The 16,756-nt window shown below is 44.5% G+C and carries 17 protein-coding genes; 7 read left to right on the plus strand and 10 right to left on the minus strand.

Annotated features, from left to right (window positions below):
• Positions 1-138 precede the first annotated feature (138 nt).
• The gene (gene rsmI, locus OCV44_RS12255; RefSeq protein ID WP_139683826.1) at positions 139-1,005 is read right to left on the minus strand and encodes a 16S rRNA (cytidine(1402)-2'-O)-methyltransferase; all 867 of its coding nucleotides are present in this window, start codon (positions 1,003-1,005) and stop codon (positions 139-141) included.
• A gap of 61 nt (positions 1,006-1,066) precedes the next feature.
• On the opposite strand from rsmI, the gene OCV44_RS12260 reads away from it, so the two are divergent.
• From OCV44_RS12260 to OCV44_RS12275, 4 genes are read left to right on the plus strand one after another with little or no spacing between them, the layout of a single operon-like run.
• On the plus strand, positions 1,067-2,884 hold the full coding sequence (locus tag OCV44_RS12260) for a penicillin-binding protein activator (protein ID WP_139683825.1): 1,818 nt from the start codon (positions 1,067-1,069) through the stop codon (positions 2,882-2,884).
• Positions 2,871-3,269 (plus strand): YraN family protein, encoded by a 399-nt coding sequence (locus OCV44_RS12265; protein WP_139683824.1) that lies wholly within the window; start codon positions 2,871-2,873, stop codon positions 3,267-3,269. The genes OCV44_RS12260 and OCV44_RS12265 overlap by 14 nt, the downstream gene beginning before the upstream one ends.
• Before the next feature lie 2 nt (positions 3,270-3,271).
• Positions 3,272-3,862 carry a phosphoheptose isomerase gene (locus OCV44_RS12270; protein WP_004729817.1) on the plus strand — a complete coding sequence of 197 codons (591 nt, stop codon included), beginning with the start codon at positions 3,272-3,274 and terminating at the stop codon, positions 3,860-3,862.
• A 16-nt stretch (positions 3,863-3,878) separates the two neighbouring features.
• On the plus strand, positions 3,879-4,484 hold the full coding sequence (locus tag OCV44_RS12275) for a BON domain-containing protein (protein ID WP_139683823.1): 606 nt from the start codon (positions 3,879-3,881) through the stop codon (positions 4,482-4,484).
• 163 nt (positions 4,485-4,647) lie between these two features.
• Here the strand turns inward: OCV44_RS12275 and sspB are convergent, their stop codons facing one another.
• From sspB to zapE, 8 genes are all read right to left on the minus strand, one after another.
• Positions 4,648-5,127, minus strand: a complete 480-nt coding sequence (gene sspB, locus OCV44_RS12280) for a ClpXP protease specificity-enhancing factor (protein WP_211349750.1) — start codon at positions 5,125-5,127, stop codon at positions 4,648-4,650.
• A gap of 21 nt (positions 5,128-5,148) precedes the next feature.
• Positions 5,149-5,784 (minus strand): stringent starvation protein SspA, encoded by a 636-nt coding sequence (sspA, locus tag OCV44_RS12285; RefSeq protein ID WP_009848943.1) that lies wholly within the window; start codon positions 5,782-5,784, stop codon positions 5,149-5,151.
• A 97-nt stretch (positions 5,785-5,881) separates the two neighbouring features.
• A complete protein-coding gene (locus OCV44_RS12290) occupies positions 5,882-6,619 on the minus strand; it encodes a cytochrome c1 (protein WP_139683821.1) in 738 nt (245 codons plus the stop codon).
• Complete coding sequence (locus OCV44_RS12295) at positions 6,616-7,881, minus strand: cytochrome b (RefSeq protein WP_009848941.1); 1,266 nt, start codon at positions 7,879-7,881, stop codon at positions 6,616-6,618. Before OCV44_RS12295 ends, OCV44_RS12290 begins: the two co-directional genes overlap by 4 nt.
• A complete protein-coding gene (petA, locus tag OCV44_RS12300; protein ID WP_139683820.1) occupies positions 7,881-8,471 on the minus strand; it encodes a ubiquinol-cytochrome c reductase iron-sulfur subunit in 591 nt (196 codons plus the stop codon). The genes OCV44_RS12295 and petA overlap by 1 nt, the downstream gene beginning before the upstream one ends.
• A 330-nt stretch (positions 8,472-8,801) precedes the next feature.
• The gene (gene rpsI, locus OCV44_RS12305) at positions 8,802-9,194 is read right to left on the minus strand and encodes a 30S ribosomal protein S9 (protein WP_004740758.1); all 393 of its coding nucleotides are present in this window, start codon (positions 9,192-9,194) and stop codon (positions 8,802-8,804) included.
• A gap of 13 nt (positions 9,195-9,207) precedes the next feature.
• Positions 9,208-9,636, minus strand: a complete 429-nt coding sequence (gene rplM, locus OCV44_RS12310; protein ID WP_010434689.1) for a 50S ribosomal protein L13 — start codon at positions 9,634-9,636, stop codon at positions 9,208-9,210.
• Positions 9,637-9,883: 247 nt separating this feature from the next.
• Entirely contained in the window at positions 9,884-10,987 is a 1,104-nt protein-coding gene (gene zapE / locus OCV44_RS12315) for a cell division protein ZapE (protein WP_139683819.1), read from the minus strand.
• A gap of 219 nt (positions 10,988-11,206) precedes the next feature.
• Between zapE and zapG the strand changes: the two genes are divergently transcribed.
• The 3 genes from zapG (at position 11,207) to degS (ending at position 14,367) form a co-directional block, all read left to right on the plus strand.
• A complete protein-coding gene (gene zapG / locus OCV44_RS12320) occupies positions 11,207-11,662 on the plus strand; it encodes a Z-ring associated protein ZapG (protein ID WP_009848969.1) in 456 nt (151 codons plus the stop codon).
• A 126-nt stretch (positions 11,663-11,788) separates the two neighbouring features.
• Entirely contained in the window at positions 11,789-13,144 is a 1,356-nt protein-coding gene (locus tag OCV44_RS12325; RefSeq protein WP_139683890.1) for a DegQ family serine endoprotease, read from the plus strand.
• A gap of 158 nt (positions 13,145-13,302) precedes the next feature.
• The gene (gene degS / locus OCV44_RS12330; protein WP_139683818.1) at positions 13,303-14,367 is read left to right on the plus strand and encodes an outer membrane-stress sensor serine endopeptidase DegS; all 1,065 of its coding nucleotides are present in this window, start codon (positions 13,303-13,305) and stop codon (positions 14,365-14,367) included.
• A gap of 127 nt (positions 14,368-14,494) precedes the next feature.
• Here the strand turns inward: degS and parC are convergent, their stop codons facing one another.
• Complete coding sequence (parC, locus tag OCV44_RS12335) at positions 14,495-16,753, minus strand: DNA topoisomerase IV subunit A (protein WP_139683817.1); 2,259 nt, start codon at positions 16,751-16,753, stop codon at positions 14,495-14,497.
• Positions 16,754-16,756: the final 3 nt, after the last annotated feature.

A 16,756-nucleotide genomic window follows, 5' to 3' on the forward strand; every position in this document is an offset into this window, starting at 1 on the left:
CAAACCTCTAATCGAATGCCTGATTTTCACACAATCTAGACAAAAAAGAGGAATGACGGTAATTCCATCATTCCTCACAAGCTTTTTCAATAAAGGTTATCTACTCTATAAAGAGGTTTCTACTCAACAAAGAGGTATCTAGTTGTCTAGATGCTCTAAGCCCCACTTATATAAAGCGTTCTTTTTCAAATTGTAGATTTCTGCCGTCATTGCCGCCGCTTTTTTAAGTGGCAGTTCTTTGGTTAGAATACCCAGCGTGCGCGTCGCTTCGTCTGGTAGATCGGTGCTCGCTTCTTCACGGTGACCGTGAATCAGCAATACCATCTCACCGCGTTTGCGGTTCGCGTCTTCTTCTATCCACTCAATAAGTTCACCAAGTGGCAGACCTTGGATGGTTTCGAAGGTTTTGGTTAGCTCACGCGCCAATACAACTTCACGGTCAGGGCCTAAGATCTCGAGCATGTCTTGTAGAGAATCAGTAATACGGTGCGGTGATTCGTAGAAAATACATGTGCGCTCTGCTTTTGCAATCTCTAAGAACTTATCTTTACGACCTTTGCTCTTTGGCGGTAAGAAGCCTTCAAAGCTAAAGCGATCAGACGGTAAACCTGAAGCACTCAATGCGGTAATCACAGCACAAGCACCAGGAAGTGGCACAACTCTCACACCCGCTTGACGACATTGTGAGACAAGATGGTAACCTGGGTCACTAATTAAAGGAGTACCCGCATCAGAGACTAATGCGATAGACTGACCTTCTAATAACCTTTCGACTAGAACTTGTGCTTTAGTTTGTTCATTATGATCATGTAAAGCGAACGTTCTGGTTGATATATTGAAGTGAGCAAGCAGCTTACCCGTGTGGCGTGTGTCTTCGGCTGCAATAACATCGACACTTGATAAAATTTCAATTGCTCTTTGAGTGATATCTCCCAAATTTCCGATTGGGGTTGGCACAATGTAGAGAGTTGGGCTCTCTGTGAGCAAGGTTTTGTTATCTGTCATTTGTTTACCATCACTTCAACGATTAATATAGATACAAATTTATACGGAATTTAAAGAACTCATGGCAACGATGAACCATAAGAGACTCAGTGTACCACGCTTACTCACTCCAATTGCATTAGCAATTACTTTGGCGGCTTGTTCTTCAGGCCCTCAAGCACCAACGCGTGTTGATATTACACTAGATCCAGCGCAATCAACTGAAAGTTACATGATGCAGGCGGATAGTAGCAAAGGAAGTCTACAAAACGACTGGTTAATTATGGCACTTAAGGCTTCTGTGCAAGCTGGAAAAACAGATCAAGCGACTCTGCTTATCAAACGCTTAGCCAAACAAGAACTGAGCGAAGTTCAACAAGCAGAATGGCAATTGGCTCGCGCTCAACTGCTGGTGAATAACTCGCAACCGCAGCAAGCGTACAGCCAGCTGAACTTTCAGCCTTGGTGGAAGCTTCCTAACGAGCAGTGGAAAGATTATCACGAGCTACGCGCCAACATTTCTGAAATGCAAAGCGAGTATTTCGAAGCAAGCCGTGAGTTAGTCCTTTATTCAGAGTACGTAGACGCTGATGACGAAAGCCAACAGCAGACTGCCGACCGTATTTGGCAGAACCTAAATAGCTACTCTCAATATGAGATTTTAGAGCTTAAGACTTCTCCTACAGAAGATGTTCTAGCCGGTTGGTTACAGCTCGCTATTTACATGAAGACGCTGAACTCTAACCTTCCAGACCTACAAACAACCCTGTCCGATTGGCTAGCTGAAAACCCTCGCCATCCTGCAGCAACATACACACCTCAGGCAATCACTGACATATTGGCGCTAGAGATCAGCAAACCAACTAGCACTGCGCTATTACTACCGCTAACGGGTAAGTACGGCAAGCAAGCACAGCTTGTACGTGATGGTTTCATCTTTGCGATGATGAATGACAAAGAACGCGAAGAAGATGCAACGCTGACCGTAATGGATACCAACGTACAAAGTGCCGCTGAAATTAAAGCGACACTGGAAGAGAATAACGTTGATTTCATCGTTGGACCTCTGATTAAGAGCAATATCACCAAGCTTCAACAAGCGCAGAAAAACCACGAAAACTCGATTCCAGCATTAGCTCTTAATATTCCAACTCAGCTAGAACCAGATACTAATATTTGTTATCTCGCTCTATCGCCAGAACAAGAAGTCGCTCAGGCTGCGAAACACCTTTTCGCACAAGGCTATAAGTACCCACTGATTCTTGCACCCAAAGGACGCTTAGGTGACCGCGTTAAGCAAGCGTTTAACGAAGAGTGGCAGAAATACAGCAACAACGACGTTGCAATCAGCTTTTTCTCTGACAAACGCCAACTGCAGCGTAATGTGAATCAGATATTCGGTTTACAAGAGAGCCAACAACGTATCGCTCAAATGGATGGGCTACTGAACCTAGACCTAGAAACAGAGCCACGCAGTCGTCGTGATATCGATTCTGTCTACATTGTGGCTAAGAATTCAGAGCTAACACTCATCAAACCCTTCATTGAAGTCGCAATTAACCCTGACGCTAGCCAACCAGCACTGTTTTCTAACTCACGCAGCAACAGCGGTGACAAGCAATATGAAGATCTAACGGGCGTGTTCTACAGCGATATCCCGCTATTGGTCGAGAACAAAAACGAGCTTAACAAAGCGCTTAATGACCTATGGCCTTCACACTCGAACAGCCAAAAACGTCTACAAGCGTTGGGAATGGATGCATACTACTTAATGGATGCACTACCACAGATGAAAGCCGTACAAGATTACAGTATTACAGGCGAAACCGGCGTATTAACCATCGACAACAACTGTGTTGTTCAACGTGAAATCAGCTGGGCAGAGCATGGGGCTTTTTAGCCGTAAGTTCCTATCCAAACCACCAATCACCCACAAACAAGTGGGTGATAAATACGAGGCTGTGGCAAAATCGTACCTGATTAACCACGGTTTATCGTTAATAGAAGAAAACTTCATAGCAAAATGTGGCGAGATTGATCTTATAATGCGCCATAACAATACCGTTGTGTTTGCTGAGGTAAAATACCGTAAGCAAACCCGCTACGGACATGCCGCTGAAATGGTGACAGCTAAAAAGTCACAAAAGCTACTCAAAACAGCCAACGTTTGGCTTATGCAGCAAGGCTTGTCGGTACACTCTACAGATTACAGGTTTGATATCATTGCCATCGAAGGGCCGAATGACACTATCGACTGGATTCAAAACGCGATTACCCAAGGATAAACATGCTAGACAGCATCAAAGAAAGTTTTACAGAAAGTATTCAAATCCAAATTGCGGCGGCAGAAGCTCTGCCAGACGCAATCACGCATGCCGCTCAAGCAATGGTTGCAACCCTGCTCAACGGAAACAAGATTCTTTGTTGTGGTAATGGTGGTTCGGCGTCGAACGCTCAGCAATTTGTATCTTGCCTACTTAATCGCTTTGAAACCGAGCGCCCTAGCCTTCCAGCAATGGCTCTCACTGCTGACAATACTACGTTAACGGCTGTCGCTAACGACTACCACTATGAAGAGATCTTCTCTAAGCAGGTACGTGCGTTTGGTCAAACAGGTGATATTTTACTGGCTATCTCTACCAGCGGTAACAGTAAAAACATCATCAAAGCGATGGAAGCGGCGGTAACACGTGATATGACAATCATCGCTTTTACCGGCAAAGATGGTGGTGAAATGGCGGGACTGCTTGGTGAGCACGATGTAGAAATTCGTATTCCCTCACACCGTACAGCACGTATCCACGAAGTACACATGGTGACACTACACTGCTTATGTGACCTAATCGATCAAGTACTCTTCCCAGCTCACGAAGAGTGATAGACGGAGCATCACGATGAAATCATTAACTTCTATGAAGCTACTTAAGCTGATTAGTGTTTCGCTACTTACACTGTCGTTATCTGGTTGTGCTGGTCTTTTCATTGCTGGTGCAGCAACTACTGCAAATCTAGTCACAGATACACGAACCACCAAAGAGATTTGGAGCGACAACAATATCGAATTTGAAGTTGCAGCTATGACCAATAAACCGCCATTTCGCGGCAATGTCAGTGTCACAGCAAGCTCTTACCGTGGTTCAGTAGTACTGATGGGGCAAGCAACGACAGATGCTGAACGTCGTGCTTTTGAAAGCCAAGCTAAAGCAGTAACGGGAGTTGAAAGCATACACAACCAGATCCGAGTGAAAGAACCATTGTCTGTTACTGCTATCAGCAAAGACAGTTGGATTACCACTAAAGTGAAGTCTGCCCTACTTGCTGAGTCTGAGCTTAACGGCATCAAAGTCAAAGTAATTACTGAAGATTCAGAAGTATTTCTGCTGGGATTGGTTTCTCGAGAACACGCTGATATCGCGACAGAAGTTGCGCGTAATATCTCTGGTGTGAAGCAGGTGATTCGAGCGTTTGAATATGGCGAAGAAGACGCTTCGGTAAACTAACATTCTCTGAATTTTCTTAGCTGCTTATTAGCTGGTTGCTGGTTGCTGGTTGCTGGTAAAGCCTAACGAAATGAATCAAAAGAATAAAATCAGAAAGCACAAAAAGAAAAAGCAGCGATAAATCGCTGCTTTTTTTGTATTTGGAGTTATTTAAAAAATAACGCTATTTGATAACACGAAGACTTGGGCGACCTTTCGCTGGACGAGATGGCTCAGGTTCTGAGTCAGACTCTTCAGCATCTACGTCTGCTGTTGCAACACTCAAAGATGGGCCTTTTTCTGGTTCTTCAAAAGGACTTTCTTCAATTCCTTCTTCAAACGCTTCCATGTAAGCCTCTTCAGGTTCAAACATGGTACCAGCACCATTCTCACGAGCATAAATAGCTTGCACTGCGTATAGTGGAACGATCACAGAGTGTGGACGACCACTAAAGCGAGCACTAAACGTCACAGCTTCGTTACCCAGTTCAAGTTGTCCAACCGCACGAGGCGCGATGTTCAGAATGATCTGACCATCTTGAACAAACTCTTCTGGAACTCTCACACCCGGCAATGTTGCTTCAACAACCAAGTGTGGAGTCAGTTCGTTATCAACCAGCCATTCATAAAATGCACGAAGCATGTATGGTCGGCGTGGAGTCATATTTGAAATATCCATAAACGCTTAGCGAACGAGTCGCATCTCACGCTCAGCTTCCGTTAGAGAAGCAAGGAATGAATCACGTTCGAATACGCGGTTCATGTAAATCTTAAGTTCTTTAGAACCAGGACCAATCAGTTCGATACCAAGCTCAGGTAAACGCCATAGTAGCGGAGCTAGGTAGCAATCAATTAGGCTAAACTCTTCGCTCATGAAGTATTCATACTCAGCGAAGATAGGAGCAAGAGTCAGTAGGTCGTTGCGTAATTTCACGCGAGCTGCTTCAGATTCTTCAGCGTTGCCTTTAACGATCTTCTCTGCAACTGAATACCAGTTACGCTCAATGCGGTACATCATTAGACGACTATTACCACGAGCAACCGGGTATACAGGCATCAATGGTGGATGAGGGAAACGCTCATCTAGGTATTCCATGATGATCTTTGAGTCATATAGAGCAAGCTCACGATCAACAAGAGTAGGTACTGATTTGTACGGGTTCAGTTCAACAAGCTCTGCTGGTAGATTTTTTTCATCAACCAACTCAACTTCAACACTTACGCCTTTTTCAGCAAGAACAATGCGCACCTGATGGCTATACATATCAGAAGCACTTGAGAAAAGAGTCATTACAGAACGTTTATTGGCAGCTACAGCCATGGAGCCCTCCAGTACACTTTAAATAAAAACAATGGAGGCCTAAAGCCTCCATTGAACATTAACATAATTTGGGAATTAGCACGGTATTATAGCATAATTAGTGCACATCACGCCAATACTCTTTCTTCAGCAAAATCACGATGATAGTGAAGATAACTAAGAAGGCCATTACCCACCAACCCATAGCATGACGCTCAAGTTGAACAGGGTCGCCCGAGTAAACCAAAAAGTTAACAAGGTCACGAACTGCTTCGTCGTATTCACCAGCACTTAATTCGCCAGAACCATCTGTTTCAGTACCAACAACAACCTTTACTTCCTCACCATCGACCATGTGAGTATCGTAGATTGGCGTTGGGATACCTTGTAGTTCTTCAAGAACATGCGGCATACCAACACTTGGGAAAACCATGTTGTTCACACCAAATGGGCGAGACGGATCTTCATAGAAAGTACGAAGGTACGTATATAGCCAATCTGCGCCACGAACACGAGCGACCAATGTTAGATCTGGTGGTGGAGCACCAAACCAACTAGCGGCTTGCTCAGAAGGCATAGCGTTAACCATCAAGCTACCAATTTTCACGTCAGGATCGAAGATCAGGTTTTCCTTCATTAGGTCTAAAGGAATCTCCAAATCATTCGCAACACGTTCATAACGTTGGTACTGCGTTGAGTGACAAGCGAAACAGTAGTTCATGAACATCTTAGCGCCATTTTGCAATGAAGCTTTGTCTGTTAAATCATTGTTTGCTTTGTCTAATGGTACGCCTGCACCCGCTGCCATCGCTAGTGACGGCAACATAGCAAATAAAATTACAATCCACTTTTTCATTTGAATGTCACCCTTTCTGGTAATGGTTTCGTCGCTTCATTTTTACTGTAGAACCACAGCAGAACGAAGAACATGAAATAACCTAAGCTAAAGATTTGAGCTAATAGCGTGTATGTAGGCGTTGCTGGAAGCGCACCAAGTACACCAAGCGCAATAAAGCTTATTGTGAATTGGATGATGTTAATCAAATGCAGTTTGCTACGGTAACGGTAAGAACGCACTTTACAACGGTCGAACCATGGCAGTAGGAATAGCACAACAATTGAAGCGCCCATTGCAACTACACCTAACAGCTTATCTGGAACAGCACGAAGTACAGCGTAGAACGGCGTGAAGTACCAAACTGGAGCAATATGCTCAGGTGTTTTCAGCGGGTTTGCAGCTTCAAAGTTAGGCGGCTCAAGGAAGTACCCACCCATTTCTGGGTTAAAGAACAGCACGTAACAGAACAAGAATAGGAAACCAGCAACACCAACCATATCTTTTACCGTCCCGTATGGGTGGAAAGGAATAGAGTCAATGATGTCGTATTTCTTAGTGTAATCCTTGTGGAATGGGAACTGAGTTTTGTAGTCGTCGCCCATTGTGCCTTTAGGAAGCTTAGTTTCGATACCGTCTGGGTTGTTCGAACCCACTTCGTGCAGCGCCAGTACGTGAAGTACGATAAGCAGCAGAAGTACAATTGGCAGAGCAATAACGTGCAGTGCGAAGAAACGGTTCAGCGTTGCACCAGAGATGATGTAGTCACCACGGATCCAAAGCGTTAGGTCATCACCTATAACAGGGATCGCACCAAACAGAGAAATGATTACCTGAGCACCCCAGTAAGACATTTGACCCCATGGTAGTAGGTAGCCCATGAAAGCCTCAGCCATAAGCACTAAGAAGATCAACATACCGAAGATCCAAAGTAACTCACGAGGCTTTTGGTAAGAACCGTAGATTAGACCACGGAACATATGCAGGTAGATCACAACGAAGAATGCCGATGCACCTGTTGAGTGCATGTAACGCAGTAGCCAACCGTATTCCACATCACGCATGATGTATTCAACAGAAGCAAATGCGCCCTCACCAGACGGTACATAGTTCATTGTCAGCCAAATACCCGTAAGGATTTGGTTAACCAGTACTAACATTGCTAAAGAACCAAAAAGGTACCAAAAGTTAAAGTTCTTAGGCATTGGGTATTCAGATAAATGCTTCTTGTAAGCATTCATCGCGGGTAGACGTTTCTCTACCCAATCAAGCAATCCTTGCATTACGCGTCTCCCTCGTCCACACCGATCATGATCTTAGTGTCACTCAAATACATATGCTTTGGTACAACAAGATTCAATGGAGCTGGTACGCCTTGGAATACTCGACCTGCCATATCAAACTTTGAACCATGGCAAGGACAGAAGAAACCAGACTTAACACCCTGAACTTGTTCTGCAAAAGAATCTGGCAGGTAAGTTGGAGAACAACCTAAGTGCGTACAGAAACCAACAGCAACGAAGAATTCCGGCTTAATTGAACGGAACTCGTTCTGTGCGTAGTCTGGTTGTTGTTCAGCTTCAGATTGAGGGTCACGAAGTTGACCACCGATCGCTTTTAGGTTCTCAAGTACCGATTCAGCACGGCGTACAACCCATACAGGTTTACCTTGCCACTCGACACGAACCATTTGTCCCGGTTCTAACTTACTGACTTCCACTTCCACCGGTGCGCCCGCAGCTTTCGCCTTGGCACTCGGATTCCATGATTTAATAAAAGGCACGGCTACAGCAGCTGCTCCTAAACCACCAACAACGGCTGTTGTTGCGGTTAAGAAACGCCTGCGACCGTTATTTAAAGGCGCGTTGCTCATCCAAACATTCTCCCATTTGCTCCTTATGGATTGAAATAATTCCGAATAAAGAGCATGGCTAACAAAATATGTATTTAGTTCTATTTATTGACGGCAAATGATAAATAAAACCCTACTTTTTGACAAGATAAAGCTACCTTTTTGTAACAATCATGAGGCAAAGCGCACATTGGGTTACAAAAGCTTTCAAAATATAAGAATTTGGAAATAAAACGAGGGAGGGAAAGCGTTTAGAGGGGGTATAAAAACAAAAAGCCCGGCATATAGCCGAGCTTTGAACCACAATTCCAGTCGTAAAACTGGGAGCGTGTACTTTTTCGTAAAGAAAAATTAACGCTTAGAGAATTGAGGTTTACGACGTGCTTTACGTAGACCAACTTTCTTACGTTCAACGCAACGAGCGTCACGCGTAACATAGCCAGCTGCACGTAGAGCAGGACGTAGAGTTTCATCGTATTCCATAAGAGCACGAGTGATACCGTGGCGGATTGCGCCAGCTTGACCTGAAATACCACCACCAGAAACAGTGATGTAAAGGTCAAGTTTCTCAGTTAGTTCAACTAGCTCAAGAGGTTGCTTAACAACCATACGAGAAGTTGGACGACCGAAGTAAACATCAAGGCTACGCTTGTTGATTACGATCTCACCAGAGCCTGGTTTGATGAAAACACGAGCTGCTGAGCTTTTGCGACGACCAGTGCCGTAGTATTGATTCTCTGCCATTGTCTTAATCCCCTTAGATGTCTAGTACTTGTGGCTGTTGAGCAACATGGTTGTGCTCAGTACCAGCGTACACTTTAAGCTTACGGTACATCGCGCGGCCTAGTGGACCACGTGGAAGCATACCTTTAACTGCTAGTTCTAGAACCATTTCTGGTTTCTTAGCAATTAGCTTTTCAAAAGTGATAGTTTTAAGACCACCTGGGAACTCAGAGTGACGGTAGTAAACCTTACCCTTAGCTTTGTTACCAGTTACAGCAACTTTCTCAGCGTTAACAACGATGATGTAATCACCAGTGTCTACGTGAGGAGTGTATTCTGCTTTGTGCTTGCCGCGTAGGCGAGAAGCGATTTCACTTGCTAGACGGCCAAGAGTTTTGCCTTCAGCGTCTACAACATACCAGTCGCGTTTTACAGTTTCTGGTTTAGCAACGAAAGTTTTCATGCTAATAATTACCTATTTAAAAAATTTACACTTAAGGAATACTCGCGTATTCCCACTGTCTAAGAGTTACCATTCATCACCCCTTCGAGTGTTGGAAAACTCTTGGCATAACGTGATTTTACTCATCGATAGAGGCCCGCAGTAACGGTAGGTCGCAGGATTATAGAGAAGAGCGAAGAAAAAATCACCTCTTTTTGAACAAAATCACGATTTTTTTAATTCTCTTTCTTATTCGAGATAATCAAAGCTAACTTAAGTGTTCTTTTGCCAAATATTCATGGCTCTGCATTTCAATTAAACGCGACTGACAACGTTTAAACTCAAACTCTAGCTGACCATGGGTGTACAATTTTTCCAACTCAACTTCCGCTGAAATTATCAATTTCACGTTACGCTCATAGAACTCATCGACTAACGCAATAAAACGCCTCGCCGCATCATCTGAAGTCGCGCCCATTTGCAACACATCAGCCAATAGAACTGTGTGATAAACCCGAGACAACTCAATATAGTCATTTTGGCTGCGAGCCGACTGACAAAGCTGAGCAAAAGTACCATGCAGCACACCATCACTCGCTTCGACCACATCTAATTGACGGTGATTAACCTCTATCTGCTTAAGCTTCTCTTTATCTTCACCAACAAGCTGCGCGTAATATGTTTCGAGGTTAATGTTCGCTTGGCTATCCAGTGGGTAATGGTAGATCTCAGCCTGCTCTAAGGTTCTCAGACGATAATCAATTCCGCTATCAACATTAAGAATATGACAGTTGTCTTGAATGAGCTTAATAGCGGGTAAGAAACGCGCTCGCTGTAACCCGTTGCGATACAGATCCGCAGGTGGAATATTAGAGGTCGCAACCAAGATAACGTTTCGAGCGAATAACTCTTGGAACAAGGTTCCTAAGATCATCGCATCCGTGATGTCTGAAACAAAGAATTCATCAAAACAGATAATATCCGCTTCTTCTTTCAACTTATCTGCGACTAGAGGCAACGGGTCGCTAACATTACCTAGTGCCCTTAGCTCATCATGGACTCGATACATAAAGCGGTGAAAGTGAACGCGCATTTTTTTTTTGGTCGGTAAGGCATCGTAGAACGTATCCATTAAATAGGTTTTACCGCGCCCGACGCCGCCCCAAAAATAGAGGCCTTTTGGTGGCTGTGGCAGTTCTGGCTTTTTGCCCATTAACTTCTGGAATCGAGTCAGTTGAGGAATAGGGGCATTCATGTAATCTTGGAATTGATGAAAGAGTTCATCTAAAGATTTAACGGCTTGCTCTTGTGCTGGATCTCTTTGAAATCCATGTTCTTTTATATCTTGTTCGTATTTTTTAATGGGATTCATGACGACATTTCCACAATGAAAGCGATATCAGACAGCAAATAAAAATGAGCCCAAACAGTATGAGACATGTCGCTATGCGGTGAATAATGCAGCATCAAACTGCTAACTAGCGCACACGCATTTCTCTTTATACTGCGGCTTTCTCATAGTACCATGGAGCTGTATCACGTGTAACTAAGCAGTAACAAACATGTTAAAAAACAATAATAAGGAGCTGTTATGCCTTGGATGTATGCCGTTGCCGGTTTACTAGTCGGAGTTATTTTAGGGGTCGCTATTTCTCGTCTCATGACACCTGAATACAAAAAACAAAAGAACGTACAGAAAGAATTAGATAGCGCAAAGTTTGCCCTGGAACAGCAGCGACAAGAGCTTGCTGACCACTTTGCGAAATCAGCAGAAATGTTGGACACCTTAGGTAAGGACTATACAAAGCTTTACCAACACATGGAAAAAACAAGCTCAGAGCTACTCCCTAACCTGCCAGAGCAAGACAACCCATTTGTGAAAACAGCCGCTGCTCATTCGGATAAGCCACAAGATAAGTCTTCAGTTAAAGAGTCGACGCTTGAAGAACAACCGAAAGATTACGCTAATGGCGCAACGGGTTTATTTACCGAGCAGAAGAAAGAAATCATGGATGCTCCCGATGTCGTTACAGCAAAAGCATCGTAAACATTTAACACTTCTGTGAACTTTACAAAGGTTTTTGAGTCATAACTTTCACTCAGGTCATTTGAAACTTCTCATACTTATTAAACGTATAAGAGGGTTAAGACCTTAACTAGAGAGGAGTTTATGATGAAAAAACCTTTGCTTGCTTTATCAGTACTGACTTTAAGCTTAAGTTCAATCATCACCCCCATTCAAGCTACAGCCGCACTTCCATTAAGTGTGGGTAATGAACAATTACCAAGCCTTGCTCCTATGCTTGAACAAGTAACCCCCGCTGTGGTTAGTATTGCCGTAGAAGGCAAACAGGTACAACGTCAGCAAATCCCTGAACAATTTCAATTCTTTTTTGGTCCAGAACAAACACGAGAACGCCCATTCCGCGGGCTAGGTTCTGGTGTGATCATTGATGCCAAGAAAGGCCATATTGTCACCAATTACCATGTCATCAATGGTGCCGACGATATCAAAGTAAAACTGCATGATGGTCGAGAGTACGATGCAGAGCTCATCGGCGGCGACCAGATGTCTGATATCGCGCTATTAAAACTCGAAACAGCCAAAAACCTGACCCAGATAAAAGTCGCAGATTCCGACAAATTGAGAGTCGGCGATTTCAGTGTGGCTATCGGCAACCCATTTGGGCTTGGTCAAACCGTAACATCCGGTATCGTTTCAGCGTTAGGACGTAGCGGTCTCAATCTAGAGAACTTCGAAAACTTCATTCAAACCGATGCCGCAATTAACAGTGGTAACTCTGGAGGTGCGTTAGTGAATCTTAACGGTGAACTGATTGGTATCAACACGGCCATCCTAGGACCTAACGGAGGTAATGTCGGTATCGGCTTTGCCATTCCATCCAATATGATGACAAACCTGACTGAACAGATTCTCGATTTCGGTGAAGTAAAACGTGGCATGCTTGGCGTTCAAGGTGGAGAGGTCACCTCTGAATTAGCGGAAGCGCTTGGTTACGAATCCAGTAAAGGTGCCTTTGTTAGCCAAATTGTACCCGACAGTGCAGCGGATAACGCCGGATTGAAAGCGGGCGATGTCATTATCTCCATTAACGGTAAGCGTATTGATACTTTTAGTGAATTAAGAGCCAAAGTAGCCACCTTAGGTGCAGGTAAACAGATCGAGTTAGGCGTGGTTCGTGACGGTAAGAATAAGACCTTTGATGTGACTCTAGGTGAATCCACCAATAGTAAGACACAAGCTGAAAAGCTCCATGAAGGACTTGCCGGTGCAGAGCTCACCAACACAACCGACAGCGATTCAGCGACAGGCGTCAAGGTATCAAGTGTCGCTCAAGGTTCACCAGCAGAAGCCTATCAGCTTCTTAAAGATGACATCATCATCGGGGTAAACCGCCAACCAGTTAAGAACCTTGCTGAATTTAGAAAGATTCTTGAGAAACAACCTGGCGTATTGGCACTTAATATCCAGCGAGACGATAGGACTATCTATCTAGTTATTCGATAGCCATACGTCAGCGTAATTACAGGGAGGCTCAGTAAGTTTGCTTTAAACTTACTCAGTCTCCCTTTTCTTTAGATCAATCAAAATGCTATGCTTCACTGATAATCAAGTCAGTCATCCATTGACGGATGCTTCATACCTTACTTGTTGAAGAGGGAAACATGCTGTCCTTTCTATTTCGTTCTATTTCCCTTGGACTCGTTTCAGCGGCGCTTATTCTTCTCGCATTCCCGAGTTTAAGGCCGGCGATTGTTGCAGACGTCACGAACCCTCAAGTCGATAATATTGGCTCCCTTCAGATCTCATTTAACCAAGCGGTGCGACGAGCTGCACCCGCTGTGGTCAATATTTATAGTCGTAAATACGCAGAAAGCGATCGCAACAAGCTACTCACTCAAGGATTAGGTTCAGGGGTGATTGTTAGTGAAAAAGGCTACATCATTACCAACTTCCATGTTGTTGCTCAAGCTGACCAAATAGTCGTGGCACTTCAAGACGGACGAGTAGCGGCCGCCCAGCTTGTCGGCTCAGACAAACGCACCGATATTGCGATACTCCGAGTCAGCGGTGACAACTTACCTGTTATTCCACTGAACCCGAATTACAAAGCAAATGTCGGCGACGTGGTGCTGGCTATCGGTAACCCATACAACCTAGGGCAAACGACAACCTTTGGTATTATCTCTGCAACAGGTCGTTCTTCGATCAGTGCAGATGGTCACCAAGCCTTTATCCAGACTGATGCTGCAATCAATGAAGGTAACTCAGGTGGTGCACTGGTTAACTCACAAGGTGAGCTCGTCGGTATCAATACAGCTTCTTTCCAGCAAGCTACCGACATGGAAACCTACGGGATCTCATTTGCAATCCCCTACTCACTTGCTAATAAAATCATGGAGAAGATCATCGCCGATGGTCGTGTCATTCGTGGTTATATTGGTATCGACGGACAAGACATCAATTCGGTGACATCACGCTTACTCGGTACTAAGAACATCGGTGGCATTGTTGTTTTAGGCATTGACCCGAATGGCCCTGCAGCCGATGCCGGCTTTGAAGCACAAGATATCATTATCAGCATCAACAACACCCAAATTAGCGGACGACAAAGCGTAATGGACATTGTTACTGACCTTCGACCAGGTACTGTCATTGATGTTGGTGTATTACGCAAAGGTGAAAACAAGACACTCAAGGTCACCATTACCGAAGACACGCGCCTGTAGTCTTTATTTAGTTTGATCGCTAATAGCTAGCAATTCAAACCGCCATGTACAGATACAAAAAGTACAGACACAAAAAACCCAGCTCTTAAGCTGGGTTTTCTTTTATTAATCAAAGCTTATGATAAAACTAAGCGTCACTAGGTTCATCGATATCGATGCGCGTCACACGCTGTAAACCTCTTGGGAGCAGACCACCACGACGACCACGCTCACCACGGAAGTTTTCAAGGTCCGCAGGTTTCAAGCCAAGTTTACGTTTGCCCGCGTAAATAGTCAGCGTTGCATTCTCTGGAATAGCCATCAGATGCAATACAAACTCTTCACGCTCTTTTGCTTTCGCAGAAGGGATGTTGATGATCTTGTTGCCTTTACCTTTGCTCAGCTGAGGTAGGTCTTTAATCGGGAACAACAACATACGTCCTTGGTTCGTAATCGCCAGAATCTGGTTACTGTCCAAGTCAGCAATCGGGCTTGGTAACATCACTTCAGAAGCTTGTGGCAAGTTAACCAACGCTTTACCGCTCTTATTCTTAGACAGTAAATCACTGCCCTTACAAACAAAGCCATAACCCGCATCAGAGCCGACTAACCATAATTGTTCATTCTCTCCCATCACCACTTGGCGAATAGAAGTACCTGGGCTAACGTTCAAGCGGCCTGTAATTGGCTCACCTTGGCTTCGCGCCGACGGTAGTGAATGTGACTCAAGGGAGTAGCTTCGGCCATCACTGCCAAGGAACACCGCTTGTTGGTTACTCTTACCCTTAGCGCTTGCTAAGAATTTATCACCAGATTTGTAGTTCAAGCCTTCAGCGTCAACTTCATGCCCTTTAGCATGACGAATCCAACCTTTTTCAGACAACACAACCGTGATTGGTTCGCTTGGTACTAAGTCGCGTTCTGTTAGCGCTTTCGCTTCAGCACGCTCAATCAGAGGTGAACGACGATCATCGCCGTATTTATCAGCATCTGCTTGGATTTCTTTCTTGATCAACGTATTCAAGCGACGCTCTGAACCGAGTAGTTTTTCAAGCTTTTCACGTTCAGCTTCAAGCTCTTCTTGCTCAGCTCGAATTTTAAACTCTTCTAACTTAGCTAAGTTACGAAGTTTAATATCAAGAATTGCATTGGCTTGAATTTCAGAAATGTTGAAACGGTTCATTAGAACAGGACATGGTTCGTCTTCTGTACGAATGATCTCAATCACTTCATCGATATTAAGATAAGCAGCAAGTAAGCCTTCTAAGATGTGCAAACGTGCCAGTACTTTATCTAAACGGTACTGCAAACGACGACGAACGGTCGAGCGACGGAACTCAATCCACTCTTTCAGAATTTGAACTAAGCCTTTAACTTGAGGACGATTGTCTAAACCAATCATGTTCAAGTTAACGCGGAAGTTTTTCTCTAGATCCGTCGACGCGAACAGGTGGCTCATCAGTTGGTCACAGTCGATACGGTTTGAACGAGGAACCACAACGATACGCGTTGGGTTCTCGTGATCCGATTCATCACGCAAGTCGTCAACCATTGGCAGCTTCTTAGCGCGCATCTGGTTAGCAATTTGCTCAAGTAATTTCGCACCTGACACTTGATGAGGTAAAGCCGTGATAACAATATCAGAGCCTTCCTTGTGCCAAACCGCGCGCATCTTGATGCTGCCACGTCCTGTACGGTAGATCTTTTCGATGTCCGACTTCGGCGAAATAATCTCAGCCTCTGTCGGGTAATCAGGGCCTTGAATGAAACCCATCACATCTGGAAGTTCAGCTTTCGGCGTATCAATCAAGTGAATCGCTGCGTTCGCCACTTCACGGACATTGTGAGGCGGGATGTCAGTCGCCATACCTACCGCGATACCAGTAATACCGTTAAGTAAGATGTGAGGCAGACGTGCAGGCAACATTTGAGGCTCTTTCATGGTGCCATCAAAGTTTGGTTGCCAATCAACGGTGCCTTGACCTAGTTCACCTAGCAGAACCTCAGCAAACTTAGATAATTTCGCTTCGGTATAACGCATCGCAGCGAACGATTTCGGGTCATCCGGTGCACCCCAGTTACCTTGACCATCTACCAATGGGTAGCGGTAAGAGAAGGGTTGCGCCATCAATACCATCGCTTCATAACAAGCAGAATCACCGTGTGGGTGATACTTACCTAATACGTCACCAACGGTACGTGCTGATTTTTTGTATTTCGATGCAGCTGATAAGCCCAGCTCAGACATCGCGTAGATAATACGACGCTGTACTGGCTTCAAGCCATCACCGATATACGGTAATGCACGATCCATGATCACGTACATTGAGTAATTTAAGTAGGCATCTTCGGTGAACTTGCGCATTGGCAGCTGTTCAACGCCATCATATGTAATTTCGTTAGACATCCA

The organism is Vibrio tasmaniensis, from assembly GCF_024347635.1.
Taxonomy (GTDB): domain Bacteria; phylum Pseudomonadota; class Gammaproteobacteria; order Enterobacterales; family Vibrionaceae; genus Vibrio; species Vibrio tasmaniensis.